The 25,336-nt window shown below is 52.5% G+C and carries 28 protein-coding genes and 3 tRNA genes; 19 read left to right on the forward strand and 12 right to left on the reverse strand.

Annotation, left to right across the window (positions count from 1 at the left end; genetic code table 11):
• Nucleotides 1-43 precede the first annotated feature (43 nt).
• Together Q3Y66_RS15910 and Q3Y66_RS15915 are read left to right on the forward strand one after the other, a co-directional pair.
• Nucleotides 44-886 (forward strand): cytochrome c oxidase assembly protein, encoded by an 843-nt coding sequence (locus Q3Y66_RS15910; protein WP_008959986.1) that lies wholly within the window; start codon nt 44-46, stop codon nt 884-886.
• A 4-nt stretch (nt 887-890) separates the two neighbouring features.
• Nucleotides 891-1,475, forward strand: a complete 585-nt coding sequence (locus tag Q3Y66_RS15915; RefSeq protein ID WP_035587527.1) for an SCO family protein — start codon at nt 891-893, stop codon at nt 1,473-1,475.
• A 162-nt stretch (nt 1,476-1,637) separates the two neighbouring features.
• On the opposite strand, the gene Q3Y66_RS15920 is transcribed toward Q3Y66_RS15915, so the two are convergent.
• The 4 genes from Q3Y66_RS15920 to Q3Y66_RS15935 form a co-directional block, all read right to left on the reverse strand.
• Nucleotides 1,638-2,141, reverse strand: a complete 504-nt coding sequence (locus Q3Y66_RS15920) for a ferritin-like domain-containing protein (protein ID WP_008959988.1) — start codon at nt 2,139-2,141, stop codon at nt 1,638-1,640.
• Between the two features lie 46 nt (nt 2,142-2,187).
• Nucleotides 2,188-3,012: a manganese catalase family protein gene (locus tag Q3Y66_RS15925; protein ID WP_008959989.1), complete on the reverse strand. Its 825-nt coding sequence runs from the start codon at nt 3,010-3,012 to the stop codon at nt 2,188-2,190.
• A gap of 203 nt (nt 3,013-3,215) precedes the next feature.
• Nucleotides 3,216-3,419 carry a hypothetical protein gene (locus Q3Y66_RS15930; protein ID WP_008959990.1) on the reverse strand — a complete coding sequence of 68 codons (204 nt, stop codon included), beginning with the start codon at nt 3,417-3,419 and terminating at the stop codon, nt 3,216-3,218.
• 57 nt (nt 3,420-3,476) lie between these two features.
• Complete coding sequence (locus Q3Y66_RS15935) at nt 3,477-3,761, reverse strand: general stress protein (RefSeq protein ID WP_008959991.1); 285 nt, start codon at nt 3,759-3,761, stop codon at nt 3,477-3,479.
• 838 nt (nt 3,762-4,599) lie between these two features.
• Between Q3Y66_RS15935 and Q3Y66_RS15940 the strand changes: the two genes are divergently transcribed.
• The 12 genes from Q3Y66_RS15940 to Q3Y66_RS15990 all read left to right on the forward strand — a co-directional run bounded on the left by Q3Y66_RS15940 (nt 4,600) and on the right by Q3Y66_RS15990 (nt 15,713).
• Complete coding sequence (locus Q3Y66_RS15940) at nt 4,600-6,405, forward strand: thiamine pyrophosphate-requiring protein (RefSeq protein ID WP_008959992.1); 1,806 nt, start codon at nt 4,600-4,602, stop codon at nt 6,403-6,405.
• Nucleotides 6,405-7,703: a cytochrome P450 gene (locus Q3Y66_RS15945; RefSeq protein WP_008959993.1), complete on the forward strand. Its 1,299-nt coding sequence runs from the start codon at nt 6,405-6,407 to the stop codon at nt 7,701-7,703. The genes Q3Y66_RS15940 and Q3Y66_RS15945 overlap by 1 nt, the downstream gene beginning before the upstream one ends.
• Before the next feature lie 189 nt (nt 7,704-7,892).
• Complete coding sequence (locus Q3Y66_RS15950) at nt 7,893-8,864, forward strand: IS30 family transposase (RefSeq protein WP_303319548.1); 972 nt, start codon at nt 7,893-7,895, stop codon at nt 8,862-8,864.
• A gap of 8 nt (nt 8,865-8,872) precedes the next feature.
• Entirely contained in the window at nt 8,873-9,148 is a 276-nt protein-coding gene (locus Q3Y66_RS15955) for a hypothetical protein (protein ID WP_303319502.1), read from the forward strand.
• Nucleotides 9,149-9,218: 70 nt separating this feature from the next.
• A complete protein-coding gene (locus Q3Y66_RS15960) occupies nt 9,219-9,509 on the forward strand; it encodes a hypothetical protein (RefSeq protein ID WP_008957658.1) in 291 nt (96 codons plus the stop codon).
• A 218-nt stretch (nt 9,510-9,727) separates the two neighbouring features.
• Entirely contained in the window at nt 9,728-10,465 is a 738-nt protein-coding gene (locus Q3Y66_RS15965; RefSeq protein WP_008957657.1) for a transporter substrate-binding domain-containing protein, read from the forward strand.
• Nucleotides 10,462-11,406 carry a cation transporter gene (locus tag Q3Y66_RS15970; RefSeq protein WP_008957656.1) on the forward strand — a complete coding sequence of 315 codons (945 nt, stop codon included), beginning with the start codon at nt 10,462-10,464 and terminating at the stop codon, nt 11,404-11,406. Before Q3Y66_RS15965 ends, Q3Y66_RS15970 begins: the two co-directional genes overlap by 4 nt.
• 75 nt (nt 11,407-11,481) lie before the next feature.
• Nucleotides 11,482-12,516, forward strand: coding sequence for a sodium:calcium antiporter (locus Q3Y66_RS15975; RefSeq protein ID WP_008957655.1), 1,035 nt, complete (start codon nt 11,482-11,484; stop codon nt 12,514-12,516).
• 248 nt (nt 12,517-12,764) lie between these two features.
• Nucleotides 12,765-14,297 carry a transposase DNA-binding-containing protein gene (locus tag Q3Y66_RS15980; RefSeq protein WP_303319503.1) on the forward strand — a complete coding sequence of 511 codons (1,533 nt, stop codon included), beginning with the start codon at nt 12,765-12,767 and terminating at the stop codon, nt 14,295-14,297.
• Nucleotides 14,201-14,785 (forward strand): transposase, encoded by a 585-nt coding sequence (locus Q3Y66_RS20990; RefSeq protein ID WP_368411716.1) that lies wholly within the window; start codon nt 14,201-14,203, stop codon nt 14,783-14,785. The genes Q3Y66_RS15980 and Q3Y66_RS20990 overlap by 97 nt, the downstream gene beginning before the upstream one ends.
• The gene (locus tag Q3Y66_RS15985; protein WP_303319504.1) at nt 14,776-15,087 is read left to right on the forward strand and encodes a hypothetical protein; all 312 of its coding nucleotides are present in this window, start codon (nt 14,776-14,778) and stop codon (nt 15,085-15,087) included. The genes Q3Y66_RS20990 and Q3Y66_RS15985 overlap by 10 nt, the downstream gene beginning before the upstream one ends.
• Nucleotides 15,088-15,368: 281 nt before the next feature.
• A complete protein-coding gene (locus Q3Y66_RS15990; RefSeq protein ID WP_083832235.1) occupies nt 15,369-15,713 on the forward strand; it encodes an META domain-containing protein in 345 nt (114 codons plus the stop codon).
• A gap of 229 nt (nt 15,714-15,942) precedes the next feature.
• Here Q3Y66_RS15990 and Q3Y66_RS15995 read toward each other — a convergent pair.
• From Q3Y66_RS15995 to Q3Y66_RS16025, 7 genes are all read right to left on the reverse strand, one after another.
• Nucleotides 15,943-16,018, reverse strand: a tRNA-Thr gene (locus Q3Y66_RS15995).
• A 72-nt stretch (nt 16,019-16,090) separates the two neighbouring features.
• Nucleotides 16,091-16,165 (reverse strand) — tRNA-Gln (locus Q3Y66_RS16000).
• A 6-nt stretch (nt 16,166-16,171) separates the two neighbouring features.
• A tRNA-Phe gene (locus Q3Y66_RS16005) sits at nt 16,172-16,247 on the reverse strand.
• Nucleotides 16,248-16,460: 213 nt separating this feature from the next.
• Nucleotides 16,461-16,736 carry an oxidative damage protection protein gene (locus tag Q3Y66_RS16010; protein WP_008957624.1) on the reverse strand — a complete coding sequence of 92 codons (276 nt, stop codon included), beginning with the start codon at nt 16,734-16,736 and terminating at the stop codon, nt 16,461-16,463.
• 48 nt (nt 16,737-16,784) lie between these two features.
• Nucleotides 16,785-17,879, reverse strand: a complete 1,095-nt coding sequence (gene mutY, locus Q3Y66_RS16015; RefSeq protein ID WP_008957625.1) for an A/G-specific adenine glycosylase — start codon at nt 17,877-17,879, stop codon at nt 16,785-16,787.
• A 105-nt stretch (nt 17,880-17,984) separates the two neighbouring features.
• The gene (locus Q3Y66_RS16020) at nt 17,985-20,324 is read right to left on the reverse strand and encodes an AsmA family protein (RefSeq protein ID WP_008957626.1); all 2,340 of its coding nucleotides are present in this window, start codon (nt 20,322-20,324) and stop codon (nt 17,985-17,987) included.
• A complete protein-coding gene (locus tag Q3Y66_RS16025; RefSeq protein WP_008957627.1) occupies nt 20,325-20,807 on the reverse strand; it encodes a GNAT family N-acetyltransferase in 483 nt (160 codons plus the stop codon).
• A gap of 229 nt (nt 20,808-21,036) precedes the next feature.
• Here Q3Y66_RS16025 and hisB point away from each other — a divergent pair, with 229 nt between their 5' ends.
• From hisB to hisF, 4 genes are all read left to right on the forward strand, one after another.
• Nucleotides 21,037-21,630: an imidazoleglycerol-phosphate dehydratase HisB gene (gene hisB, locus Q3Y66_RS16030; RefSeq protein WP_008957628.1), complete on the forward strand. Its 594-nt coding sequence runs from the start codon at nt 21,037-21,039 to the stop codon at nt 21,628-21,630.
• A gap of 64 nt (nt 21,631-21,694) precedes the next feature.
• Nucleotides 21,695-22,336, forward strand: a complete 642-nt coding sequence (gene hisH, locus Q3Y66_RS16035; protein ID WP_008957629.1) for an imidazole glycerol phosphate synthase subunit HisH — start codon at nt 21,695-21,697, stop codon at nt 22,334-22,336.
• Nucleotides 22,337-22,347: 11 nt separating this feature from the next.
• The gene (gene hisA, locus Q3Y66_RS16040) at nt 22,348-23,094 is read left to right on the forward strand and encodes a 1-(5-phosphoribosyl)-5-[(5-phosphoribosylamino)methylideneamino]imidazole-4-carboxamide isomerase (RefSeq protein WP_008957630.1); all 747 of its coding nucleotides are present in this window, start codon (nt 22,348-22,350) and stop codon (nt 23,092-23,094) included.
• Nucleotides 23,091-23,864, forward strand: a complete 774-nt coding sequence (gene hisF, locus Q3Y66_RS16045) for an imidazole glycerol phosphate synthase subunit HisF (RefSeq protein WP_008957631.1) — start codon at nt 23,091-23,093, stop codon at nt 23,862-23,864. Before hisA ends, hisF begins: the two co-directional genes overlap by 4 nt.
• A gap of 41 nt (nt 23,865-23,905) precedes the next feature.
• On the opposite strand, the gene Q3Y66_RS16050 is transcribed toward hisF, so the two are convergent.
• Entirely contained in the window at nt 23,906-24,508 is a 603-nt protein-coding gene (locus tag Q3Y66_RS16050; RefSeq protein ID WP_035586723.1) for a YjaG family protein, read from the reverse strand.
• A 123-nt stretch (nt 24,509-24,631) separates the two neighbouring features.
• Between Q3Y66_RS16050 and Q3Y66_RS16055 the strand changes: the two genes are divergently transcribed.
• The gene (locus Q3Y66_RS16055; RefSeq protein ID WP_008957633.1) at nt 24,632-25,321 is read left to right on the forward strand and encodes a type 1 glutamine amidotransferase; all 690 of its coding nucleotides are present in this window, start codon (nt 24,632-24,634) and stop codon (nt 25,319-25,321) included.
• Nucleotides 25,322-25,336 lie beyond the last annotated feature (15 nt).

Consider the following 25,336-nt stretch of genomic DNA (forward strand, 5'->3'; position numbering starts at 1 on the left):
GTAGTGTCTATCCTTACCACTGTACTGCTATTTAGGAGGTGTAATGGGGGAGTTCGACAGTAGCCTTGCTTATCTGCTGCCTTGGGAATTCTCCCCTAGCTGGACTCTCGCCTGCCTGGCTGGCGCAGGTCTCTATGTCCGCGGCCTGCTTCATCGACGGCGCAGTGGTCTGCAGCATGAAGGATTCTGGCGCCCTTTTGCCTTTTTCTTGGGTATCGTGGCTATTTATACGGTGTCTCAGACACATTTCGATTATTTAGCGCAGTACATGTTTTTCGTCCACCGCGGCCAGCATCTAGTGCTGCATCATTTAGCGCCGTTTCTGATCGCCTTATCGGCCCCGCTGGCAATACTCAACGCAGGCATACCGCATCGTGTGAGAAATTTGCCAACGGTTACTTTCGCTGCGCAGATGCTCAGGCCTGGTTATCGGCTTTTGCAGCAACCGGTTATCGCTCCACTGCTGTTCGTGGGCCTGATCTACTTCTGGTTAACTCCCCAGGTTCATTTTGACGCGATGCTGAGTCATCGTCTCTACCAGTTGATGAACTGGAGCATGCTGGTTGATGGGCTGCTCTTCTGGTGGTTAATACTCGACTCCCGTTCGCCCGCAAGTGGCGGGCTCAGCTATGGCGTACGCATTACGCTGTTGCTTGCCGTGGTGCCGCCCCAGATGTTGCTGGGCGCCTACCTCACCTTCAGCCATAACGTGCTGTTTGACGTGTATGCCGTTTGTGGCCGTGCCTGGCCACTGGCACCATTAACGGACCAGCGGCTCGGCGGCCTGATCACCTGGATCCCAGCGACCATGATGAGTGTGCTGGCGGTGTTGATCATTATCGGCCGTTTGCTCGGTAAACGTTCGACCATGTATCGCTATGGGTAACGCTATGTATAAGACAGGATGCAAGACCGCGCTGTTGTCAGGGATGCTATGGCTCGTCGGCTGTTCTGACCCAAGCTGGCAAACCAAGGATATCTCCGGGCTTATGCCACCATTGGATTTCGAGCTAATCAGTGAAGAAGCCCGCTCGGTCACTGAAGCCGACTATGTCGGTGATGTCACCCTGCTCTTTTTCGGATTTACTCATTGCCCGCATATTTGCCCCACCACCCTGACGAATCTGGCAGCGATCTCGCAGGAATTGGGGGAAGAGGCCCAAAACGATTTGCGAGTACTGTTTGTGTCTGTCGACCCTAACCGCGACGACCCCGCCACGTTGCGAGAGTATACCGACGCCTTCGGCCCTGAGTTCACCGGCTTGACCGGTGATGAAGAGGCTTTACAGGCCCTGACGCGCCGCTACCGCGTCACGTACGGTTATGGTAAGAAAGACGATGCTGGCAATTATGATGTATCGCACTCCAACGCCGTCTTTGCTTTCGACCGTGATGGCGACGCTCGGTTGCTGATTCGTGAAGATGACCCTAAAGAGGCTGTGATGGCCGACCTGAGCCGCCTTCTGACGCATTGAACGGCGCCAGCCGGGCAGTCATCATTGAATCGGCTGGCAGAAAAAACCCCAGCATGATAGCTGGGGAATGGGCTTTGCTCTGATGGGAGAAAGAGCAATTAAAGCGATGTCTCAAAGGCGGTGTTTCAAAAGCTATGGCTCAAAAGCTAGGCCTTAGCAAGGCTAGGTCTTAGCGCGCAAATCGTCATCCTTATCACGCTCTAAAAATTGCTGAGTAGTATCGTCCAAGTGCTTACTCAGCCAATCGGCCATGGCTATTTCTTCCTGAAGAATCTCTTTACAGACTTGGGAGACCTCAGGTTGTGACGCCATATCAGCCGCTTTGATAATGGCTTTATAACTCGCTATCTCAAAATTTTCGAATGCGAAACTCGCAATACCGCCTTTAACCACCTCATCTTCAGCCATCATGCCACCGACAGCTTGGCCAAATGCGGTTAGCTCGGCGCCCATATCTTTAATAGATGACGTATTAGCGCCTAACAGCGTTAAGCAGTGTTCCAGCTTTTTCGATTGATTCTCTGTCTCTTCAATGTGTTCTTCAATACGCTGCTGCAACTGCGGGTAATGCTCTAACCGATGCGCTTGAGATTGCAGCATTTTCTCCGCTTGCTTCTCCATAGCATGCGCATCTCGCAGCCAATCTACTAAGTGCTTGCTTTCCATTGCAGACTCTCCTTATGACACCAACGTTAGCATACGATTCCTGAACTCAAAGTTGCTCTTTTTGAGCACCTGAGCCTGGCTTAGCTTTACCTAAGGTTGGTTCCTGACCTTCAGGAGCAGGTTGATTAACCACTGAATACTCACTCTTACCATCCAACGAAGGTCCTTCAGCCCACCGACCTTTCGGTGCTTCCTTATCGAGTAGCGTATTAAGGTAGTAGTAGGAGTGTTGCATATTCTCATGGTCTTCAGGGGTCGAGTTGGGGATAGGCAACTGCGATTTCATGCCGCCCAACTCCTCTATGACCGCCAGCCACTGCTGCTGGTGATACGTATCACGGGCAATAAGGAAAGATAGGAAATCCTTCATGCCGTGATCGTCTGTCCAGTTATATAGACGTGAGGCAAGTACTCGACCACCCGCTTCTGCTGTGGCGTTTGCTAGCATGTCTGCCCCAATATTACCGGTCGCATACACATGGCTCATATCAAACGGCACGCCATTAGCATTGACTGGCATGGCTGAGAGGCCTGAGGATAATAAATGACGCGGGTTAGCGCCGCCTAGAATGGCGTTCATAATAGGATCTTTGGCGGTTGCTTCCTGGTAGGAAACAGGCGCCCCTTCTAAGTTAAGCGCAACCGCGTGCCCCAACATCTCGATATGCGATAACTCTTCTGTCGCCGTCGACATCAGCATATCGCGAATGCGGTCATCACCGCGCGCGCCCATCGCTTGGAAGAAATACTGCATCGCAACGCGTATTTCGCCTTCGATACCACCAATGGCCTGCTGAAGCAGCATCGCAAACTCAGGGTTTGGCTTATCGACTTTCACCGGATACTGCAATTTTGCGGAATGATGAAACATAGGTTGCACTCCTTGTAGGTAAACTGTCAGGAATTCCTTCCCCTGACAGTGTGCTTAAGGCTCTTCCTTAAGTAGCTGGGTAGCTTCCAATGCGATTACCATTAAGGGTTCCCTCCCTTGTTGGTAAACTTCCGCTCATCCTTGAGCATTATCATTGCGTCCTTTGCCTGGGCTGCTAGGAAACGCCATCCTTGGCTTTCAACTTACAGCTTGTCTCTAAGCAACTTTTTTGCTTCCTGAGCAATGTCATCGTATTGGCGTGCTACTCGATCAAAAAACGCCTTGGCTTCTTGATCCGAACTGCTATCGGCATCGCGAGAAAACTGTGAACAGAGATTAGCTCCTTGCGAAGCGTGATATAGCGTACTCACCATATCAAAATCTTTATCCTTAATCGGATTACCCATAGCGATCTCCTGCGACAGTCGCGAACTTAACTAAGTCATTCCGTGAAAGAAAAGTGATTAGCTTTGTCCATTACCGCCATGACTGTTCTTCCCGCCTTTCTTGCCAGCTTCTGAAGCACGTTCTGGGTCGTTCGCGAAGTTACCCCCGCTTTCTTGGCCACCTTTATGACCAATGTCCTCATAAAATTCTTGGCTATGGGAGTCAGCAGTAGCATCACCACCCTTCTTACCGGCTTCAGAAGCGCGTTTAGGGTCATTGGCAAAATTGCCGCCGCTTACTTGGCCGCCTTTGTGGCCTGCTTCCTCACGTGACATTCCTTGGTCTTTACGTTTATCAACCATGATAAAACTCCTTTAGTGGAACAATTAAAACCTTTCGTCTTAATCACTCGCCTTTTCAAACCGAGCACTATGGAGAATAGTCACCAAGCTGAGCACTTCAAGCCATCTGAACTTTAAATAGTCCTTTTTAATTTTTATCAAAAAGACCGTTTAATATAAGTCAAACACAAGTACCGCTCAACCACTTTCAAAACAATGGCTTAAAGATAAAAAATATTTAACAACATACGTTATAAAACAACTATTTAGCAGCAAAACTAATTAGTTATTTTTTTTTAGCTTTATAATAGCGTTACTGAAAGGGTGACTGCCCACCCACTGGAACAATAACCGGAAAGCCACCACTGCTTCTGTCAGCTCACCCTGTCAGCTCACCAATGTAAAATATTAACGCTTCCCTTTGAGGGAGCATGACGGGGAGGGGTGAGTAGCAATAAAATCGTAGAAAATCTTCTACTTATGTTAAAGATAACTTTTACTTACCCAGCAGCTGGACGCCACACCCACCTAATGCCTACAGTATTTTAGGTATGATTACATGCTCGCAACTAGCATGTAACTCCTCTTAAATATTTGTAATGGTTGATTTATAGGTTTGAACAGTAACGTATATTGCTTCAGCTGGGGTAGTTGACTAACAGAGCACATTTACCACTATATTGGCTGTTTAGCTTGCGCCAGTTTATAGAGAGAGCTTTGACGTTTATGTAAAGCCGTAGGTAGCAGCACCGTCTCCTTTCTGCCTGTTACCACCATCAAAGAAGCCCCCTTAATTTCAAACATTTTTTAATAACGGTTACCTAAACTAACCACCACGGTATGAGATAGGAGGTCAGGGATGACACAAGAAGTCAGCGACTTCATCATTGATAGGCTGAAACAGTGGAAGGTATCGCATATTTTCGGCTATTCCGGGGACGGTAATAATGGATTGATGGGCGCGCTCAATCGCGCTGACGACTCGATTACCTTTGTACAGCCACGACATGAGGAAATGGCAGCATTCATGGCTTGTGGCTATGCAAAATATACCGGCGAGGTGGGCGTTTGCATGGCGACCTCCGGGCCGGGCGCGATCCATCTACTTAACGGCCTTTACGACGCTAAAAAAGATCACGTACCGGTCGTCGCTATCGTAGGCCAGCAGGCCCGCACAGCGTTAGGTGGTGAATACCAGCAAGAAGTGGACTTGATCTCTTTATTTAAGGATGTGGCAGGTGATTTTGTACACCTGGCGACTAGCCCTGGGCAAGTTCGACATCTAATTGATCGTGCCATGCGCATCGCCGCCGGTGAACGCACCGTTACCGCTATTGTGGTTCCTAACGATTTACAGTCCCAAAAAGCGGTTGAGACGCCTGCACACGCCCATGGCACTGTTCACTCTGGCGTTGGTTATACGTCAGCAACTGTCATGCCTGATGAACAGTCCCTTGCCCATGCCGCTGACGTATTAAACGCTGGCAAGCGGGTCGCCATTTTGATCGGTGCAGGGGCCAGAGGCGCTGAAAGAGAAGTAGAAGAAGTGGCGAACCTTCTTGGCGCGGGTGTTGCTAAAGCCCTGCTTGGGCGGGATGTACTACCCGATGACCTCCCTTACGTCACGGGGTCGATTGGACTGTTAGGCACCAACCCCAGTTGGACCCTAATGTCTGAGTGCGACACCTTATTAATGATTGGTTCAAGCTTTCCCTATTCGGAGTTTTTACCCCAAGAGGGGCAAGCAAGCGGTGTACAGATAGATATTGAACCCCGCATGCTCAGCATGCGTTACCCAATGGACGTTAACCTCACCGGTGATACCCGCAGTACGCTTCAGGCGCTCATACCGCTGCTGAAGCATAAAAGTGATCGAGATTGGCGGCAGGCTATTGAATCAGCCGTCGCTGAATGGTGGGAGTTATTGCGTGAACGCGCCATGAGCGACGCAAACCCGATCAATCCTCAACGCGTATTTTGGGAAGCGTCCCCGCGCTTGCCAGACCGCTGCTTACTCAGTTGTGACTCCGGCTCGGCAACCAACTGGTACGCGCGCGACCTTAAGTTTCGCGCGGGTATGCGCGGCTCGGTTTCAGGCGGCCTGGCAACCATGGGAAACGCGGTACCCTACGCCATAGCAGCCAAATTTGCTTACCCTGAGCGTGTTTCGATCGCTTTTGTGGGCGACGGTGCCATGCAAATGAGCGGCAATGCTGAACTGCTCACTATTGGTAAATACTGGAGACGCTGGGAAGATCCACGGCTCATTGTGATCGTCCTTAATAACCGCGATCTTAACCAGGTCACCTGGGAGATGCGTGTCCAGGATGGCGACCCTAAATATGAAGCATCGCAGGACTTACCTGCCTTTTCCTACGCGCAGTATGCCGAACTGGTTGGCTTGAAAGGCATTGAAGTAACCGATCCAGAGCAGATTGGTAGCGCCTGGGATCAGGCCATTGCCAATAACTGCCCCACCGTTATTGATTTTCATACAGATCCCGACATTCCCCCTATCCCACCTCATATTTCCAAACAGCAGGCAAAGGCCTATATGTCAGCAATGCTGCATGGGGACCCTGATGCTTTAGAAACCGTTAAAGCGTCCTTAAAGCAGTTTTCCAAAAGCTTTATTGCTAAAGCGCCTCGCCTCGGGAGGCATTAATGGGCCGCAATGATGAGCCGCCGCTGGCGAGCTGGGAGTGTACGTATCCATTAGCACGCAGTGGTTATCCTTATATTTCGGCTCAGTGTGAGCGGTTAGGAACAAACCTTTTCCGCTCTCGATTAATGTTTAAAAAAACACTATTTATGAGGGGCGAAGAAGCCGCCGAGCTTTTTTACGATGATGCACGTTTCAGCCGTGAGAATGCGGCGCCCACACGGTTGAAAAAGACGCTGTTTGGTGAAGGGGGAGTCCAAGGGCTGGAAGGAGAGGCGCATCATCAACGCAAAGCACTGTTTCTTTCATTAATGTCCCAGTCGCGCATTGATGAACTCATGCAGCTGGTCGAGCAACATTGGCAATTGCGCCTCAATTATTGGGAGTCGCAAGCCTCGATCACCCTCCTTGATGAACTTCATCACATTTTATGCCGGGCAGCCTGCGCTTGGTGCGGTATTCCGCTACACAATGTCGATGCTCCAGAGATGGCCGAGCAATTAGTACTCATGATTGAAGGCGGCGCTGCTATCGGGCCCAAGCATTGGGCAAGCCGCCGAGCACGGCGTCAAACTGAAAATGCACTACTAGACTTAATCAAGCAGTACCAACAAGGGCTGCATGAAGTCGACCCCGCATTACCATTCGCTACGTTTGTTGATTTTCGTGATGCGCAGGGCAAGCCTCTGCCCAATCGCATTGTTGCCGTGGAGTTGATTAATATCATCCGGCCCATCGTGGCAGTGGCAAGGTACATGGTGTTTGCCGTATTGGCGATGCATGAGCATCCGGACTGTTATGAAAAGCTCAAGCACCAAGGGGCAAGCCATTATCGTCGGCACTTCATTCAAGAGGTCCGGCGTTATTACCCTTTCTTTCCATTTCTAGCCGCTCGCGTTAACACTGACTTTACTTGGCAAGGCTATCGCTTTAAGCGCGGTCGGCAAGCGATTCTTGATCTCTACGGTACCAATCATGACGCCCATCGCTGGGAAGCACCCGACCAGTTCTATCCTGAACGTTTCGAGCAGGAAGAGGTTGATTTGCATCGTTTTGCAATGATTCCTCAAGGCGGTAGCGATCATGCTACTCAGCATCGCTGCCCCGGCGAGTGGATCACACTGGCTTTGATCGACTTGGCAATTGAGAAATTCATTCACCAGCTTCGCTATGACGTACCGTGGCAAGACCTTACGGTCGATCTCAATGTAATACCGGCTCGCCCACGAAGCGGCTTTATCATTTCTAATATTCACTCTATTAATTCTTCTCAGCCCAGCGCTGAGGAAGAACGCTTTTAAGCCATTGTTTTTTTTAATAACGCAGGAGAGAAGCCATGAATCATCAATCAACTGACAAAAAGAGTAACGAAACCAAAAAAGCAGAACAGGGCGGTCTCAATGACCAAGTGCAACACCTAACCTATCAGGTAGGGTATTGCCATGACTCACTGTTATCGCCATCTTTCTGCCGAAGACCGAGCCGCCATCATGCTGATGCGGGCTAACCACTCGATTCGCGCTATCGCCCGTCAGTTAGGGCGTTCGCCCAGTACTATTTCACGAGAACTGGTGCGTCATACTGTTAGCCCTAACAGAGCGTATGACGCCAGCCTCGCTGGACATCGCGCCCGACTGACCCGCTGTCGGCCTCGCCGTAGCTTGAAGCTTCCTCTCGACGGTGAGCTGTTCGAACTGGTGGTCTACCTGCTGCGCAAGTACTGGTCACCAGAGCAAATAGCCCGCACACTAAAGCGTATGTTTCCTGATAATACTGACCGCCACGTCTCGCACGAAGCCATCTACAATGCGCTCTATCTCATGCCGCGCGGCTCGCTCAAGAAAGAGCTGATTGCCTGTTTGCGCCAGGGTAAAGGTAAACGACGCCCTCGCAGCCGTGGCAAGGATAGGCGACAACAGATTCCAGACTTGGTGAGCATCCATCTGCGGCCGCCTGAAATCGAAGATCGCCTGATGCCCGGCCACTGGGAAGGGGATCTCATCATGGGCGCTAACAATCGCTCTGCCGTTGGTACATTGGTGGAGCGCACGACGCGTTTAGTGATTCTGGCGAAAGTGGATGGCACCACGGCCACAGCGGCGGCTGTCGGCTTCAGCGACAAGCTCAATGAGGTGCCGCGCTCCCTGCGCCTGTCCATGACCTATGACCAGGGCAAAGAGATGGTGAAACATGCCGAGATCACTCAGAAGACGGGGACAGCGATCTACTTTGCCGACCCGCATAGCCCATGGCAGCGGGGTTCCAATGAGAACACCAACGGGCTGTTGAGACAGTACTTGCCAAAGGGCACGGATCTGTCGGTCTACAGCCAGGAAGAACTCGACGAGATCGCCGACTCACTCAATACACGGCCGCGCAAGACACTGGATTGGCGCTCGCCACTGGAAGTCTACGCCGAGGTGCTCAAGAAATCCGTCGCCGGCCCGAGCACTCTTCAATAGTGTTGCACTTGGAACTTGAGGCCGCCCAGCTCATCGACAAGGATATTCCCGATGTCGATGAAAATACTGACCATAAGGGTTCTCACCATCACGAGCCCAAACCCTTTCGGCCAGACGAGAATGTGGATAATCAGAAGGCGGAGGAGTCTCCATCATCACCAGCTCATAACACTTCTATTAAGGAAACACCTATCCCGGGCGCCCAACTGGCTAAGGAGAAAAAAATGCACAAAGATAATATTGATCAAAAATCAGCCAAGGCCGATCCCAAGGGCAGTGAATAGCGGGAATGATAGTGTGCTATTGATGCGTTTAGACCGCCATTATTAAGCTTATTTTTACGAGGAACTTACCGTGAAAGATTCAGTTTACGATGATAAACAGCAGCTTATAGGTCACTTTGTTAAAGATAAATACCTAGAACGGGTAGCGCTTGAAGCAAGCGATGGGAATACGTACAGCATTCCTACCCAGGAATTAACCCGCCAAGATGACCACTGGATACTGGCCAAGCCGTTGAGTGAGTATATAAAGCTGTCTACTTATCGAAAACAACAGGAGCATGTCGATGAGATGAGCGATGAAAGCTTTCCTGCAAGCGATCCACCCGATTTCACATTAGGAAAAAATGAACCTAATCAATAGGCAGGGAACACTAGTTGAAATTGACTGCTAGAAGGCATTTTGAGCTGATTCAATTAAATAAAAATTAAATACAATGAAGCCAATTGCTTAGTCTAGCAGTTATTTTTAGCTAATGTGATTAGTTAACAACCGGACTCACATGCTACCTCTTATCACAAGCTACTGCTTTGCTAGTTAATAAATGCTAGCCAACTTCGTCATTACCAGGGAGCACGCAAATGCATACCAAAAAAGATCAGAACTCTTTTTGGTCTAAGCGCGCACTCTTATTCATTGTATTAGGGATATTACCAGCGTTGGCCTTGCTAGGATGCCGCTATCCTACCGATATAGAACATACGATGGAAAGAATTCAAAATGGTGTGCTGGAGGTTGGGCTAACTGAGAATTCGCCTTGGGTGATACGTACCAACGATGGCCCTGCTGGACTCGAACCGGAAATCATCCGCTCACTGGCTGAACAGTTGAATTCGAAAATCCGCTGGCACTGGGATAGTGAAGATGATTTGCTAGCCGCTCTGCAGCATCACCAACTTGACTTGGTGATAGGAGGATTAACTAATCGCTCTCGCCTGAGCCAGCAGGCGGCGCTGACACGCCCTTATTATCAAAGCCGCTATACTGTCGGCTTTCCCTCAGGGGTGCCATTGCCCACCTCGTTAAATGGGTTGGAAGTCGCTATTCCTCCCGTAAACCATATGCATGCAGCGCTCAAAGAAAAAAATGCCAAGCCGGTCAAAGTTACCGATATTACTCGTACTGAAAGCCCCATCGCCGCGCCTACATGGTGGTTATCGGCCCATGGGTTGATTGCCGGTCCGTGGGAGATAATTATCGATAAGCATGTGATGGCGCTGCCTAAAGGTGAGAACGCTTGGATGCTGGCATTGCAACGCCACCTTAATGGCTACTCCAATATTGAGCAGGGACTACAGCAACTGGAGGCGGCGCAATGAAAATAAGGCAAGTGTATCAACTGCCCCCTGATAAACAGAAAGACCTTGATTACCTGGTACGGCTTGAATGGTGGAACCTGGGGTTTCGCATTTCAATCGTCGGTGTATTGGCATTAGTGTTAGGTAGTAGTCAGGCCATGAGAGTGGCTTGGTTTGAAGATATGCTCTCTTTAATCCCTCCTATCGCCTTTCTGATCGCAATGCGTTATCGCAACCGACCCCCTAATGCGATCTTTCCATATGGGTATCAACGTGCCACGAGTATCGCCTTCCTCTGTGCAGCCACCGCCCTGGCGCTACTCGGCGGTATTCTGTTGCTTGATTCGTTGCTTAAGCTCGCCAAGATGGAACATCCCAGCATTGGCGCCGTCGAGCTCTTCGGCACCACTTTCTGGATGGGGTGGTTAATGATTGGTGCGCTGATTTATAGCGTCATACCTCCCGTCATCATCGGTCATCTACAGATGAAAGCCGCCAAAAAAGTACATGAAAAAACGGTGTTTGTTGATGGCAAGATGAGCAAGGCGGACTGGATGACTGGGCTTGCCGCTATCGCCGGAATAGTCGGCGTTGGCGCTGGCCTATGGTGGGCGGACGCGTTGGCGGGCGCGCTTATCGCGCTTGATGTCACCAAGGATGGCGTGACTAATGTGAAGGAGGCTGTGGGTGACCTTCTCGACCGAAGACCCCGTTTTACTTCTAAAGCTGAGCCGGAACACCTTGCTGAAGAGCTGGAAGAACAATTATGTGCCATGGGGTGGGTCGCCAGTGCCGCCGTGCGCTTACGTGAGGAAGGGCACATCTTTAGCGGAGAAGCGTTTGTGGTGCCCCATAGCGATGAGAATTTGGCTCAACACTTACGCGACGCTGCTCAGTTTTTAAACCATTACGATTGGCGTATTTATGAAGTAGTGGTGACGGCTTGGCCCAGCGAAAACTGAATCGAATCGCCGATATTGTAAAGCTTTTCACCATTAACGAAATCCCGAGACGAGATACCCTGACCGGGTTCATTTATGCTCACATTACTTAGTGATATGTCGCTAACTGCCGCTTTTGCACTGCTCAGCGTTTGCGCCGTCGTTATTGGCATCATTGGCACCCGGCTTGCGCGGATTGTCGACGACCTCGCTGATCGTACCGGATTAGGTGAGGCGATAGCTGGTGCTGTCTTACTTGGGATGGCTACCTCACTATCAGGCATTGTGGTATCGGTCTCTTCCGCCTGGACCGACAAACCTGAACTGGCAATGAGTAATGCGCTGGGTGGTATCGCTGTTCAAACGCTATTTTTAACAATCGCTGATATGGTATATCGGCGCGCTAATCTCGAACACGCCGCTGCCTCCCTTGGCAACCTGATTCAAGGCGCCCTACTGCTGTGCTTACTCAGTCTGTTGCTGTTAGGTCGCTTTACGCCCGAATGGACTTTCTGGCAGGTACACCCCATCACACCGCTGTTATTTATTGCTTACCTGTTTGGGCTCAAGCTGGTTAAAAATGCCCAAACCCGCCCGATGTGGTCCCCGACTCGTACGCGTGAGACACGTGAAGACCAGCCCGATGAGTCGCCTGGAAAGCTAACGCTGGTGCGGTTATGGCTGCTGTTTTTGGGTCTCGCGCTTATGATCGGCATTACCGGCTGGCTACTGGAACGAAGCGCTACGGTGATTGCGGCAGAAACCGGCCTTAGCCAGGCGGCTGTCGGTGTCCTGCTGACTTCGATAGTGACATCACTACCTGAGCTGGTAACGACGGTCGCGGCAGTGCGCCGTGGGGCGCTAACACTCGCGGTGGCAGGGATTATCGGCGGCAATGCGTTTGATACCCTGTTTGCCGCCGCATCAGATGTGGCTTACCGAGGCGGCTCGATTTACCACGTTATTCCCGATCAGGTAATGTTATGGGTTGCTCTCTCGGTGTTAATGACAGGAGTATTAATGCTTGGCCTGCTGCATCGCCAAGAGCAAGGACCTGGCCGTATTGGCTTTGAAAGCATGGTCATCATCGGCCTCTACTTGGCGGGAATAGCCACATTAATGGTGAACTAGCCGCCGCAAGGTAGCGGCACATTTATATCTAAGGAGCATTGGTAGTGATTGGAAGCACGTTAATGGGGGTCATAGGCACCTTACTTATTTTGCTGGTGGTTTACGACGCTATTCGCACCACATTATCGGTATCCAGTTCCGGCCCACTGACTAACCGGTTGGTCAGTGGACTATGGTTTATGCTACTAGGTATTCATCGTCGGCGAAAAAGCCATACCATGTTGTCCTCTACGGGCCCATGGATAACAATGGCACTACTGCTGACATGGTTTCTAGTCGCTTGGCTGGGTTGGTTTTTACTGTTTTGTAGTTCACCGCAGGCCGTGGTGCTGTCTTCTTCAAACGCCACCGCCAGCTTAGTTGAGCGCGCCTACTATACGGGCTATACCCTCACAACGTTGGGCTATGGTGACTTTGTTGCCGGTAATGATAATTGGCGTCTTCCAGCTGTTTTGGCTGCAGCTAACGGCTTTTTCCTTTTTACGCTATCGATTACTTATATTTTGAATATCATCACCAATGTTATTCAAAAACGCCAAACGTCCCTGACCATCAGCGCACTGGGCGAAAATCCACAGCAAATACTTGCGTCTACAAGCGGCGACGGAAAATTTGCAACATTAGTTAGCCAACTCCAGCCGTTACAACAGTCCATCAGTACCTTAGGCCAGCAACATTTAGCCTATCCAATCCTGCACTATTATCACAGTGAGACCAGTAGCAAAGCGCTTTCGCTAGCCATAGCCTTGCAATTACCCACAAGTCATCAGCTACATAAGCATACCGTTGATAAAGTAAAGCCCGATGTGTTTTTTTGGCTTCTCAGTTCGTTCGATATGATAAGAGGTATCAATATGGGACAACACTGGGTGAACGAGGAAATGACTGGCTGCGACTTGGGGGACGCGCGACTGAATCAAAGGTTGGCTGTCATGCTGGAAGCACTCGGTGATCGGCCAGACAAATCACTACCCACCGCATTCCAGGACTGGGCCAATACCAAGGCCGCCTATCGCTTCTTCGCGAATGAGAATGTCAGCGAGGACAAGATTTTGGAGGGACATTTTGCCGCCTCTGCTTTGCGCATCCAAGCCACCGATGGCCCCATATTGATCCTGCAGGATACAACCGAATTTTCCTTCAAGCGCTCGTCACCTGAGAAGATTGGTTTCATCAATGAATCAACCGGGCGCAAGATGAAAGAAGGACGGCACCTTAAACATACCGTCTGCGGGCTTTTAATGCACGCTAGTCTGGCTATCACAACGGAAGGGCTGCCCTTGGGCCTGACAGCTGCCAAATTCTGGACGCGGAATAAATTCAAAGGCACAGAAGCTCTCAAGCGCAAAGTTAATCCGACCCGCGTACCCATCGAGCAGAAAGAAAGCATGCGTTGGCTCGACAACCTGCAGCGTTCTACTGAGCTTGCAGGTTCACCTGAACGGTGCGTGCATATCGGTGATCGCGAGAGTGACATTTTTGAACTCTTTTGTCTGGCTCAAGATCTTGGCACTTACTTTTTGATCCGCAGTTGCGTTGATCGTCTCGCCGAGGAGGGAGGCACTACGATTTCTCAAGTGATGGCCGAGACTCAGGTCAGTGGAACACACGATATTCACTTTCGTGACAAGCGAGGCAATCAACAGCAGGCGACCCTATCGGTCAAGCATGCAAAGATGACAGTTTGTCCACCGATTGGAAAACAGAAAAAATACCCAAAACAGAAGCTTGGTATTATTTTTGCAGAAGAGAAAAACCCGCCCGAAGGGCGTTCCCTATAATCTGGAAGTTGGCCACTAACCTTCCCGTTGCCACTCACGCCGACGCAGTGCAAAAGCTTATTTGGTATTCACGGCGTTGGAATATCGAGACATTCTTCAAGACGCTGAAAACGGGTTGCCGCATTGAGGATATACGTCTCGCTACCGCAGATCGACTTGCCAACTGCATTGCGCTCTGCTGTGTCGTGTCCTGGCGAATATCATGGTTGACTATACTGCGGCGCCAATCCTCAACGACCTCTCCTGCAGCTGTTTTTACTGATATTGAAAGAGCTCTTCTCGACCGATCAATGCCGTCAAACAGACAAGGCACACGACGCGATACAGCTTTTTATATGACCGCTGTCGCTCGCCTGGGTGGTTATCTGGATCGCTCAAGTGATCCTCTCCCAGGATCCACCGTTCTATGGCGAGGCTTCATCCGCTTAGCAGATCTCGTTGCTGGATTCCAAGCTGCCAATCCAGATGCATCATCGACTTGTGGGTAATTGCAAGAGCCATAGCACGCTTATACCAAGCCATTGCCATTGCCTGCTTTGCCAGCGCCAGACTAGACCCCACTTCGCGTGAGCAGTTATTGATCACACGAAAAGCAATTGAGCACTTTCTGGATACGCTTGGCAGTGCGTTCATTCACCCTAGCCAACATATCCCTGATATTCCTGCGTTTAAGGGCTATGCCGACTTACCAGGCGTCGAGGCGTCGAGGCGTCGAGACATCGAACATCGAGATCCAGGACTATTTAGCCTCACTACCCTACCAGAAAATATTGGTGGCCTACGTTCATAAGGACGGTTGGCAGTGGCAGGATGTATGGCAAACAGAGAATGGAAGGTGTGCTTAGCGCATGCAGCGACTGAAATGAAATTGATGATCATAGGGTGGACAGCCCGATAAGTTATCTACCTAACCAAGCAAAACCCAAATACACCGCCACCTGAATAAGGAGTAATGCGTTGATTCGGCAGCTAACGCTTTACGTATTGATCAGTATTCTCTTTGTCGCCGCTGGCTGCTCATCGACGACATTTGATAACCACGAGACAATGGAGGCCCCGGGTGAATAGTTAATCAATACGTATTGGAAGCTGGTGAGGCTTGATGGCGTGCCGGTCATCGCCCAAGAGAACTTTCGAGAAGCCCACATGGTGCTGCACCAAGATGCTTCGCGCTTAGCAGGTGCCACCGGCTGTAATACGCTAATGGGCAGCTATCAAGTAGAGAACGAACACATTGCGTTCAACCAAGTCGCCACCACCAAAAGAGCCTGCCCGGCGCCTCAAATGGAAACTGAATGCAATTTTCTAGCCGCCCTCAAACAGGCAACCGCATGGCGTGTGGAGGGCGCAAGGCTTGTACTATCGGGTGATAACAATGAACCGTTGGCTAGCTTTGAAGCGGTGCATCTTTATTAAATCAATGAACGGTATATCTAATCGTTATTATTAAAGCTATAAACCGCACGACTGTTAAGACACAGACCCGGGCAGAAACACACCGCTGTATAGCCCTTCATCCACACCCTGATAAAAACAGAGGTGTGGATAACCTACGTGTAGATACTTTTTAGGCACATACGAAAAAGCCGCCCTTTCGAACGGCTTAATCTAATTCTCTGACGCTTAACTTTTAACCACTTTTCAGTGGTGCCGACACCAGGAGTCGAACCCGGGACCTACTGATTACAAGTCAGTTGCTCTACCAACTGAGCTATGTCGGCGCTTCACGTTTTCTTGAGAACATGATTGCTTCGCTGTTAGGCTTTGCAATCAACAAGAAATTTTGTTGGCAATGGCTGGGGTACCAGGATTCGAACCTGGGAATGCCGCTACCAAAAAGCGGTGCCTTACCACTTGGCGATACCCCAGCAGTGTGGTGGCCAGAGACGGAATCGAACCGCCGACACGGGGATTTTCAATCCCCTGCTCTACCAACTGAGCTATCTGGCCGCTGCCAACGGTGCGTATTAAACTAAAAACGCCGCTTTCCGTCAACACCTTTGTGAAACTTTCTTGCGATACGGATGCTTAGGGGTTTTCTAAGCTACTCAATGAGTGCTGAAGAGTATGTGCTTAAGGCCTCTCCCTCAAGCCAAACCCTACTGATTACAAGTCAGTTGCTCTATCAAAACGACCGCCACACAGAACGAGCCATCTTTCGTTTTATGCCTGAGTGGGCGGCACATACCCTTCGGCCTGGTCGGTTTCCTGGTTGTCCAGGAAGCGCTGCATCTGCTCCATAAGGTAGGCACGAGATTCAGGGTCGAGCATGTTGAGGTGTTTCTCATTGATCAAACGAGTTTGCAGCGACTGCCAGGCTTCCCAGGCGGGCTTGGAAACAGTCGCCTGAATCTCCTGGCCTTGCTTGCCCGGCAAGGGCGGGAATGGCAGCGCTTCGAGCTCTTTCTGGTACTTGCGGCAAAAAACCGTGTTACTCATAACGTACTCCTCTTGCAGTGACTGGTTACTTATAGCCCCAGATAACGCTTAGGCGTGGCCTGGGGTGGGATTGAGGGTAAATGGCGTTAGCTGGCTGAGCAGCGCTTTAACCGGGGCTGCCAAGCCCAGCGCGGGCGGATGGTTGATGTCGTACCATACGCCACTTTCGCGTACACCACCCAGCCTATCGCAGGTCACGGGCTGCGGGGTAATTTCCAGGCGAAAATGGCTGAACGTATGGTGAAAACTGGGCGCCGCACGTTCGCGCGCGGGGTTAACGACATGAGCTTCCAACCAATCGTTAAGCTCGCTGTGCTTGTCAAACTGCGGCAGGCCCCATAACCCACCCCATAAACCGCTAGGAGGGCGCTTTTCCAGCCACACCCGGCCTTCCGGATCCCGCAGCATCAGCATAATGGTCTGCCGAGTGGGCAGCGCCTTTTTCGGTTTGGATTCCGGATAGCGCTGGGGCTCACCGCGCGAATAGGCCAAACAGACATCGTTAAACGGGCAACTTGGGCAATCCGGCTTGCTGCGTTTGCATAGCGTGGCGCCAAAATCCATGATCGCTTGGGTGTAATCCGCCAGCCGTGCTGCTGGCGTGTAGTACTCGGCCAGCGCCCAAAGCTGTCGTTCAACTGCAGGCTTACCTGGCCAGCCGGGCAGTGCATGCAGCCGGGTGAGCGAGCGCTTTACGTTGCCATCCAGGATCGCGGCTCGTTCCCCTGTACTTTGCGCAATGACAGCGCCTGCTGTGGAACGGCCAATACCGGGCAGTGCCACCAATTCGTCAATACTGTCTGTTGGCAGTTCGCCATCATGCTCCGCCAACGCAATTTGGGCGGCTTTATGCAAGTTGCGCGCACGGGCGTAGTAGCCAAGCCCTGTCCAGAGGTGCAGCACTTCATCCTGCGGCGCAGTAGCGAGTGCCTCTAGGGTGGGAAAGCGCGCCATAAAACGCTCGAAGTAAGGAATGACGGTGGTGACTTGGGTCTGCTGCAGCATGATTTCCGACACCCAGACGCGATAGGCACTGCGCGGCGACTGCCACGGCAGGTCGTGACGGCCATAACGGTCGAACCAAGCCAGTAGGCGTTGTTGAAATTCGTCTGCCGCCAGCCGCGGTTTGGGCATATCTGCCATGCACGCTCCTTAAACAGAAAGGGGGATCAAAGGGGCTAATAAAAAAGCGCCGGCGGTTAGGCCAGCGCAGCACTTATCGGTTCAGTTTGCTTGTGGTGAGAATGCTCAGTTAAACAGGCCGCGCAGCCCGTCACGCAGCTCCTTCCCAGCGCCTTCTCCTAAACGCTCATCCAACTGATCCAATGTATCGCCTAGACGCTCCTCCAGCTCTTCATTGACGCGCTCACCGGCTTCGTTGCGCAGCAGGTCGACGACCGCCGCCTGGAATGTTTCACGGTCAAAGCGGCACCACTCTGTGCGCTCACCGCCTAAATGCCCTTCACAACGAACGGGCAGCGGCAGTTGTTCCAAACGGGGGTTCACCTCACAAGCCGCGTCGGCGGTGTCTACTAAGCGAGCATTCGCCTGGGTGTTGAAATTCATACTGGTAAGATTGAGTTCGCCTTCCCCCTGAACATCAATGCCGGGCAGAGTAATCAGTAGATCGTCGCTCTCGACTAAACCGTTGCTGATTCGGAAGGTGGCATCGAAACGCTCGAAGCGGGTATCAGTGTGCCATTCGCGCAGCGTGCCCTCGCCTTCTAACTGGGCTACCAGCTCGCACATTTGCTGGGAAATGTTGGTATTTAAAATAGCCCCATCGTTCAGGCGGGCCGTCAGGTCCCCATTAAGGTTGCTGATGAGCGCTTCGCGGCTATTGCCTTGACTCGTAAGGCCGCCAGATAAATTAAAGCGACCGCGCAGTGGTGACGGCTCCTCTTCTTCGCTGATGGCTTCAATCAACGGTGCCATCTGAACGCTGTTTATGGTTGGCGAAAGCGCCCATTCCAGAATAGTGTCCGTGGCATCGACTTGACCGGTGGCGCTGAGTTCGCCTTCGTAGAAGCCCGACTCAAACGCCGTTAGCCGGTGGATGCCGTCGTCACCACGCAGCTGTAAGCGAGGATTATTGAACGTTAATCCTGCCAAGACGAGGTTATCGATGCTTAAATCACCCTCAAGTGACAGCCGAGTGAGAAGCGATTGCGGCACTAATGTGCTGGAATCCTGGGCAAAGGCTTTACGCAGCAGGCTACGGCTAGCCTGCTCGGCGGTTGCGGCACCGGGTAGATAGCGATCCAGATCCAATTGATCACCGGCCAAATCGAACGCTAGGCGCGAGCCATCCAACGCGGCGGTCAGTTCGCCGGTAAAGGTGCTTTCATCAACCACCAACGATAGGCTAGGCAAAGAGAGTTGCTCAGCATCCCCTTCGATAGGGCTGGTCATGGCCACATCGCTAAGTGCGGCCTCGCCCGCTGTGGTGAGCGTAACGCCAGCGCGAGCCAGCCAGGGGCGCAGCGTAAACGGGGCCGCGGTTAACTGGCCGCGATAGCGTGGGGCATCGCGCAGTTGCTCAACATTGAGGTGGCCACTAACTTTTAGGCCATCCGGCCCGGTGAGCTGCAGGTTTTTTAACTGCGCCGTTTGTGCTTGCCAATCACTCTCCAGGCCAAAGGCAAGTGCCAGCGCCAGACTACCTTGCCAGTTATCCGCGTTGCGCAGGCCTGCTTCAAGCACCCCTTCTGTGATCGAAAGCTGTTGCTCCCCCATGCGGGCGACCAGTTCAGCCGCTTTTAAGCTCAGCTGTTGTGGCTCGCTCTCTGCGCCTTGCGTCGTTCGCGTGGTGAGCGCCATATTTTCCAGCACGAAAAGCTCGTCTGCCAAGCCAAGCCGCACGCGGGTTTCGAGATTGATCTCGCTGCTCAGGTCGGGGGTGCGCTCCAGCACCTCGGCATCCAGCCGGTTATGCTTGGTCAGCGTAAACATTGCCTTGAGCGGGAAGGCGCGCACCGGGTTGACGTTACTGCCTGAAATATTGAGTTGCTGCATACGCCACAGCGCTTCGGTTTGTGCATCGCGGAAACGAATATCGGCATTCTTCACTTCGACGCTGGCGATACTCAACACCACTGCCAGACTCCCCGCATCAGCATTAGGCCCTGCACTGGCGGGCGCCAGCACCGTTTCAGCGGAGCCGTCGTTATGTTCGGAGAGGCGCTCCAGCAAGGGTTCCCAGTTGCCTTCGCCTTGAGCGTCGCGCTCTAAATTAAGGCGCATACCGTCCAGCGTTAGCCCGTCTACAGCGATTTCGCCACGCAGTAGCGGACCGAATGCCACGCTGACTTCGGCTCGATCAATGGCGGCGAAGGCGGCGCTCTCTTCAGCTTGCTCGGGCAGCCAAGCACGGGCCTGTTCTACACTCACTCCGATACGAGGGTAGAATGACCACGTGATGGGACCTTCCAGCGCAAGATTGAGCCCGGTTTGCTCTTCCACGACAGCCGTTAAACGAGGTTTGAAATCTTCGGGATCCAGGAAAGTGGTGACATACACCACGGCGGCGACGGCGACGATGGCAAGAATACCGACCGCTGCCAGCAAAATACGTAATAGCTGTTTCATTTACCCTTTCCCTTGTGGGTCTAACTCAACAAAATCGCTGGTGGCGGGCATTCCCGGCACCGGCGTTTCTGGATTGGTCATAGGCCGGTAGCCTAATTTGGAAAGCAGCACGCGGTCAGCCAATGGTAAGGTGGAGGTTTCTATCCGCAACACACGACCTTCCTGTTTGGCTTGCTCGCCAAGCAGCGCCATTAAGCGCGAACCGACGCCACGGCGGCGCGTAGTTTTACGCACACAGAGCTCAGACAGCCACCACGCCCGGTCTTCGCCTTCTTGCACGGCGACAGCCCCCAGCAGCCGATCATTGAAATGGGCGCAGGCAAAAAAATGCTGACCTTTAAAATGTTGTTCAATAAATGGCTCAACCGTTGGGGTGGGCATGCGCTCTTGGGGCGCATCCTCATAAATGCGCATTAGATCAAGGCGCACTTGCTCATCGGCTTCCCAACGGGCCTGGTCGACGTGGTGCAGTGTCACCGGCATGGTGAAATCCTCTTCGCCAAAGCAGCCTGGCTGCTATTTCTGCCGCAATTGATTGCAGCTACATTTCGCGCATTGTAGCGGATGAGGGCGCCAATTCACTATAATGGTCGTTTCGCCACAGGTTATGCCCTGATCCACAGTGGTAAGTTGATACAAAGCCACCGGCCATTTCACAGGATCGTTCCTCAGGGTAATCCCCCAGAGTGCGCCTTAGCGCAGGAGATGCAACATGTCAGCGCGTATTGCCACGGTTAGCCGTGACACCAACGAAACCCAGATCAAGGTCAGCGTCAATCTCGACGGTGAAGGCCGTCTTAGCTGCCAAACCGGCGTTCCGTTTTTGGATCATATGCTTGATCAAGTTGCCCGCCATGGGATGGTCGATCTCGACATCAATGCCACTGGCGACCTGCATATTGACGACCACCATACCGTAGAAGACCTGGGTATTACGCTAGGCCAGGCTTTTTTTGAAGCCATTGGCGATAAGCGCGGCATTTACCGCTATGGTCACGCCTATGTACCCCTTGATGAAGCACTCTCTCGGGTGGTGATCGACTTTTCCGGCCGGCCGGGGCTTTACATGAATGTTGAGTTCACCCGAGATACCATCGGTAGCTTGGACACCCAGCTGTTCTGGGAGTTTTTCCAAGGCTTCGTCAATCACGCTCGCGTGTCGCTGCATATCGACAACCTCAAAGGCTTTAATGCTCACCATCAAGCGGAAACGATTTTTAAAGCCTTCGGCCGAGCGCTACGTATGGCCGTGGCGGAAGACCCCCGCATGGCAGGCCAAATGCCCTCCACCAAAGGGAGCTTGTAATGCTGCGCTATGTGACGAGCGATGCCTCTAGCTACTTTCCCTCTATCTCCACAAGGAGCGCTTCATGACCATTGCTGTGATCGACTATGGAATGGGCAACCTGCATTCCGTGGCCAAGGCGCTGGAGCATGTGACGCATGAGAATGTAGTCATCACCCGCGACCCGCGGCGTATTCTTGGCGCGACGCGCCTGGTGCTACCTGGCCAAGGAGCTATTCGTGACTGCGTTGGCGAGCTTGAGCGCACCGAGTTACGCGGGCTAGTGGAGGATATTCTCACCCGTCAAGCCAAACCGCTGCTGGGTATCTGCGTGGGTCAGCAAATGTTACTGGAGCGCAGCGAAGAGAATGGTGGCGTTGAGTGCCTGGGCTTTTTTAAAGGCAACGTAGACCGTTTCCCTGGTGATATGCGCGACGCCCACGAGCAGCGTTTGAAAGTACCGCACATGGGCTGGAATGTGGTCGAGCAGCATCACGACCACCCACTGTGGGCAGGTATTGATAATCGTGAACACTTCTACTTCGTGCACAGCTATTACGTAAATGCGGATGACGACGCCCAGGTATTTGGTACGACCCAATACGGCAAGGTAAACGCCCATGTCGCGATTGGTCGAGATTCGACCTTCGCGGTGCAGTTTCACCCGGAAAAAAGCTCTCGCGCGGGCCTTCGCCTGCTTGAAAACTTTGTCACCTGGACGCCCTGAGAGGATTTTGTATGTTGGTAATTCCCGCTATTGATCTCAAAGACGGCCAGTGTGTCCGGTTGAAGCAGGGGCGCATGGAAGATGCGACCTCCTACGGCGATGATCCAGTGGCGATGGCCGCACGCTGGGTGGAAGCTGGCGCCCGCCGGCTTCACCTAGTCGATTTGAACGGTGCTTTTGAAGGCAAGCCGGTGAACGGTGACGCCGTGACCGCTATTGCCCGTGCCTACCCGAATCTGCCGATTCAAATTGGTGGCGGCATTCGCAGTGCGGAAACCATCGAGCACTATTTAAGTGCCGGTGTCTCCTACGTGATCATCGGTACCAAGGCAGTAAAAGAGCCCGACTTCGTTGGCGAAATGTGTCGCGCCTTTCCAGGCCATGTGATCGTTGGGCTTGATGCCAAAGATGGCTATGTCGCCACCGACGGCTGGGCAGAGGTCTCCACGATCAAAGCCACCGAACTAGCCAAGCGTTTTGCCAACGATGGTGTCTCTAGCATCGTCTACACCGACATTGCTCGCGACGGCATGATGCAAGGCGTTAACGTAGAGGCCACCGCCGCACTTGCCCGAGAAGGCGGCTTGCCGGTGATTGCGTCAGGTGGTGTGACCAACCTGGATGACATAAAAGCACTCTGCGCAGTTGCCGATAGCGGTATTTTAGGCGCGATTACGGGTCGGGCAATTTACGAAGGCAGCCTGGATGTCGCCGAAGCACAGCGATTAAGCGACCAACTAACGGGAGGCGATTCATGAGTCTCACCAAACGCATTATCCCTTGCCTGGACGTAGACGCCGGGCGCGTGGTCAAAGGCGTTAATTTTGTCGGCATTCGCGATGCCGGTGACCCGGTAGAGATTGCCCAGCGCTATAATCAGCAGGGTGCCGACGAGATTACCTTTCTCGATATTACCGCTAGCCACGAAGACCGTGATACGACGGTAGAGATGGTCGAGCGCATCGCGGGCGAAGTGTTTATTCCACTGACCGTCGGCGGCGGCATTCGCAGCTGTGACGATATCCGCACCATGCTGAACGCCGGAGCGGATAAAGTCTCCATCAACACCGCCGCGGTCACCAACCCAGAGTTTGTGCGCGAAGCTGCTGAGCGTTTCGGTAGCCAGTGCATTGTGGTGGCGATCGATGCCAAGCGCGTCTCGAAAGAGGGCGAAACGCCGCGCTGGGAGATTTTCACCCACGGTGGCCGCCGCCCAACGGGCCTCGACGCCGTTGAGTGGGCGAAGAAGATGGTGGAGTTCGGAGCGGGCGAACTGCTGCTCACCAGCATGGATCGCGACGGCACCAAGATCGGCTTTGACCTGGGCGTGACCCATGCGATTTCTGAAGCGGTGAGCGTGCCGGTGATTGCCTCTGGCGGTGTAGGCAACCTGGATCACTTGGTGGATGGCGTACTGAAAGGCGGTGCCGACGCGGTGCTGGCCGCCAGTATTTTCCACTTTGGCGAATACACTATCCCTGAAGCAAAGCGCTACATGGCCGAACGCGGTATCGAAATGCGGCTTTAGTTTTTAAGAGCATGTCTTTGAGAGGTAAACCTGCCGGGGCTTTAAGCCCCGGTATCTTCTAGCGATAAGCCAAGATTACTGATCCCACCGTTGCGCCCTAATTCACGCACCTCTTTTAGTGCCGCTTTATCCAGCGGTTCGCTGACCATTTCCAATACGGCATCCTGAAAGTCGTTTTCGTCGGCCATCAGCGGATGGTCGCGAATAATCAGCGCCAGTTTTTGTGCGTCAACTTCGCCTTCAGTGAGCTCTATAAAGGCGCGCACGCCCGCTCGGGATGTGCGGCTAACATCCAGCACGGCCTCTGGGGAATCGCCTTGTAGGGTGTCCAGTAGCGCCGAGACCGATACCACTGCATCCAGCGCACGCCGGGCACCAAAGCTGTCATCTTCTTCAGAAGGCTCACACTCGGCGAGCTTCTCCGCTTGACGAGCAAAGTCGATACTGGCATTGGGCACATTAAGCCGTTCCCACACCAAACTCAGCACGGTACGCAGCGTATGGCTATCGCCTTGTCCTGTGGTTTGCTCATATAACACATAGTTAGGCAGCAAACGCTCACACAGCGCCGCCATAAAGGCTTGCTGGGCCGGTAGTGGGAGTTCTTGCAGCCGTAAATAAAAGCCCTGAGGTTTCGGCACCATACTGATTTCCTGGATCGCTTTACGTGGGATATTGGTGAAATGTAGCGGGTACGTTATCGTCTCTCTGCGCTTGGGGCGATCCCCCAGCGCTTTGATGATTGTACGGCCGGCGAGGAGATTACCATGCATATTCATCTGCTACAGCACGGCCCTGACCATGGCCCCGCCCGTTTAACCGACTGGCTTACCAGCATGGGTCATAGTTACACCGTTTTTCATCTCTATACTGGCGAGTTAACGCCCCGCCCAAACGAATCTGATGCATTGATTGTGCTTGATGGGCCTGAAACGCAACTCAGCCAACCGCCATCGTGGTTTAAAGCTGAAGATAAGCTGATTAACCGCTACCTGGATGGACAAAAACCGTTATTGGGGATTGGCATTGGCGCTCACTGGATAGCGCAAGCACTCGGCGCAGTGATAGCCCCCGGCACTTACGCCGAAATCGGGTGGCATACGGTCACCCTGGCACCGGAAAGCTCACTGGATTTGCCCGAGTCGTTTTGCGCCTTTATGTGGCATCGTTATGTCTTCAGCTTGCCCGATGATGCCTTTTCCCTGGGGGGCAGCGAAGCAGCACCGCTGCAGGGGTTTACCTGGGATAGAGGCCGCGTTGTCAGCCTGCTATGCCATTTGGAAGCCACGCCTGCCAGCGTTAACCACCTGTTGAGCAAGGCCGAGCGGCCTAGCGCCTCACCTGCCGCCGCCCGCTATGTTCAGGACGATGCGCAAATCCTTGAGGATGCCAATCGCTTTATTCATCTAGCACCGCTGCTTGACCGCGTGATGACCCAATGGTTAAGAACGAACTAACAGCAGCGCATGTAG

It is taken from the genome of Halomonas sp. HAL1 (assembly GCF_030544485.1).
Classification (GTDB): Bacteria; Pseudomonadota; Gammaproteobacteria; order Pseudomonadales; family Halomonadaceae; genus Vreelandella; species Vreelandella arctica.

Bases quoted from the DNA above. Each gene is read 5' to 3' on its own strand.
- Q3Y66_RS15910 (WP_008959986.1), top strand. From the start codon at position 44: ATGGGGGAGTTCGACAGTAGCCTTGCTTATCTGCTGCCTTGGGAATTC.
- Q3Y66_RS15915 (WP_035587527.1), top strand. From the start codon at position 891: ATGTATAAGACAGGATGCAAGACCGCGCTGTTGTCAGGGATGCTATGG.
- Q3Y66_RS15920 (WP_008959988.1), bottom strand. From the start codon at position 2,141: ATGGAAAGCAAGCACTTAGTAGATTGGCTGCGAGATGCGCATGCTATG.
- Q3Y66_RS15925 (WP_008959989.1), bottom strand. From the start codon at position 3,012: ATGTTTCATCATTCCGCAAAATTGCAGTATCCGGTGAAAGTCGATAAG.
- Q3Y66_RS15930 (WP_008959990.1), bottom strand. From the start codon at position 3,419: ATGGGTAATCCGATTAAGGATAAAGATTTTGATATGGTGAGTACGCTA.
- Q3Y66_RS15935 (WP_008959991.1), bottom strand. From the start codon at position 3,761: ATGGTTGATAAACGTAAAGACCAAGGAATGTCACGTGAGGAAGCAGGC.
- Q3Y66_RS15940 (WP_008959992.1), top strand. From the start codon at position 4,600: ATGACACAAGAAGTCAGCGACTTCATCATTGATAGGCTGAAACAGTGG.
- Q3Y66_RS15945 (WP_008959993.1), top strand. From the start codon at position 6,405: ATGGGCCGCAATGATGAGCCGCCGCTGGCGAGCTGGGAGTGTACGTAT.
- Q3Y66_RS15950 (WP_303319548.1), top strand. From the start codon at position 7,893: ATGCTGATGCGGGCTAACCACTCGATTCGCGCTATCGCCCGTCAGTTA.
- Q3Y66_RS15965 (WP_008957657.1), top strand. From the start codon at position 9,728: ATGCATACCAAAAAAGATCAGAACTCTTTTTGGTCTAAGCGCGCACTC.
- Q3Y66_RS15970 (WP_008957656.1), top strand. From the start codon at position 10,462: ATGAAAATAAGGCAAGTGTATCAACTGCCCCCTGATAAACAGAAAGAC.
- Q3Y66_RS15975 (WP_008957655.1), top strand. From the start codon at position 11,482: ATGCTCACATTACTTAGTGATATGTCGCTAACTGCCGCTTTTGCACTG.
- Q3Y66_RS15980 (WP_303319503.1), top strand. From the start codon at position 12,765: ATGGCACTACTGCTGACATGGTTTCTAGTCGCTTGGCTGGGTTGGTTT.
- Q3Y66_RS16010 (WP_008957624.1), bottom strand. From the start codon at position 16,736: ATGAGTAACACGGTTTTTTGCCGCAAGTACCAGAAAGAGCTCGAAGCG.
- mutY (WP_008957625.1), bottom strand. From the start codon at position 17,879: ATGGCAGATATGCCCAAACCGCGGCTGGCGGCAGACGAATTTCAACAA.
- Q3Y66_RS16020 (WP_008957626.1), bottom strand. From the start codon at position 20,324: ATGAAACAGCTATTACGTATTTTGCTGGCAGCGGTCGGTATTCTTGCC.
- Q3Y66_RS16025 (WP_008957627.1), bottom strand. From the start codon at position 20,807: ATGCCGGTGACACTGCACCACGTCGACCAGGCCCGTTGGGAAGCCGAT.
- hisB (WP_008957628.1), top strand. From the start codon at position 21,037: ATGTCAGCGCGTATTGCCACGGTTAGCCGTGACACCAACGAAACCCAG.
- hisH (WP_008957629.1), top strand. From the start codon at position 21,695: ATGACCATTGCTGTGATCGACTATGGAATGGGCAACCTGCATTCCGTG.
- hisA (WP_008957630.1), top strand. From the start codon at position 22,348: ATGTTGGTAATTCCCGCTATTGATCTCAAAGACGGCCAGTGTGTCCGG.
- hisF (WP_008957631.1), top strand. From the start codon at position 23,091: ATGAGTCTCACCAAACGCATTATCCCTTGCCTGGACGTAGACGCCGGG.
- Q3Y66_RS16050 (WP_035586723.1), bottom strand. From the start codon at position 24,508: ATGGTGCCGAAACCTCAGGGCTTTTATTTACGGCTGCAAGAACTCCCA.
- Q3Y66_RS16055 (WP_008957633.1), top strand. From the start codon at position 24,632: ATGCATATTCATCTGCTACAGCACGGCCCTGACCATGGCCCCGCCCGT.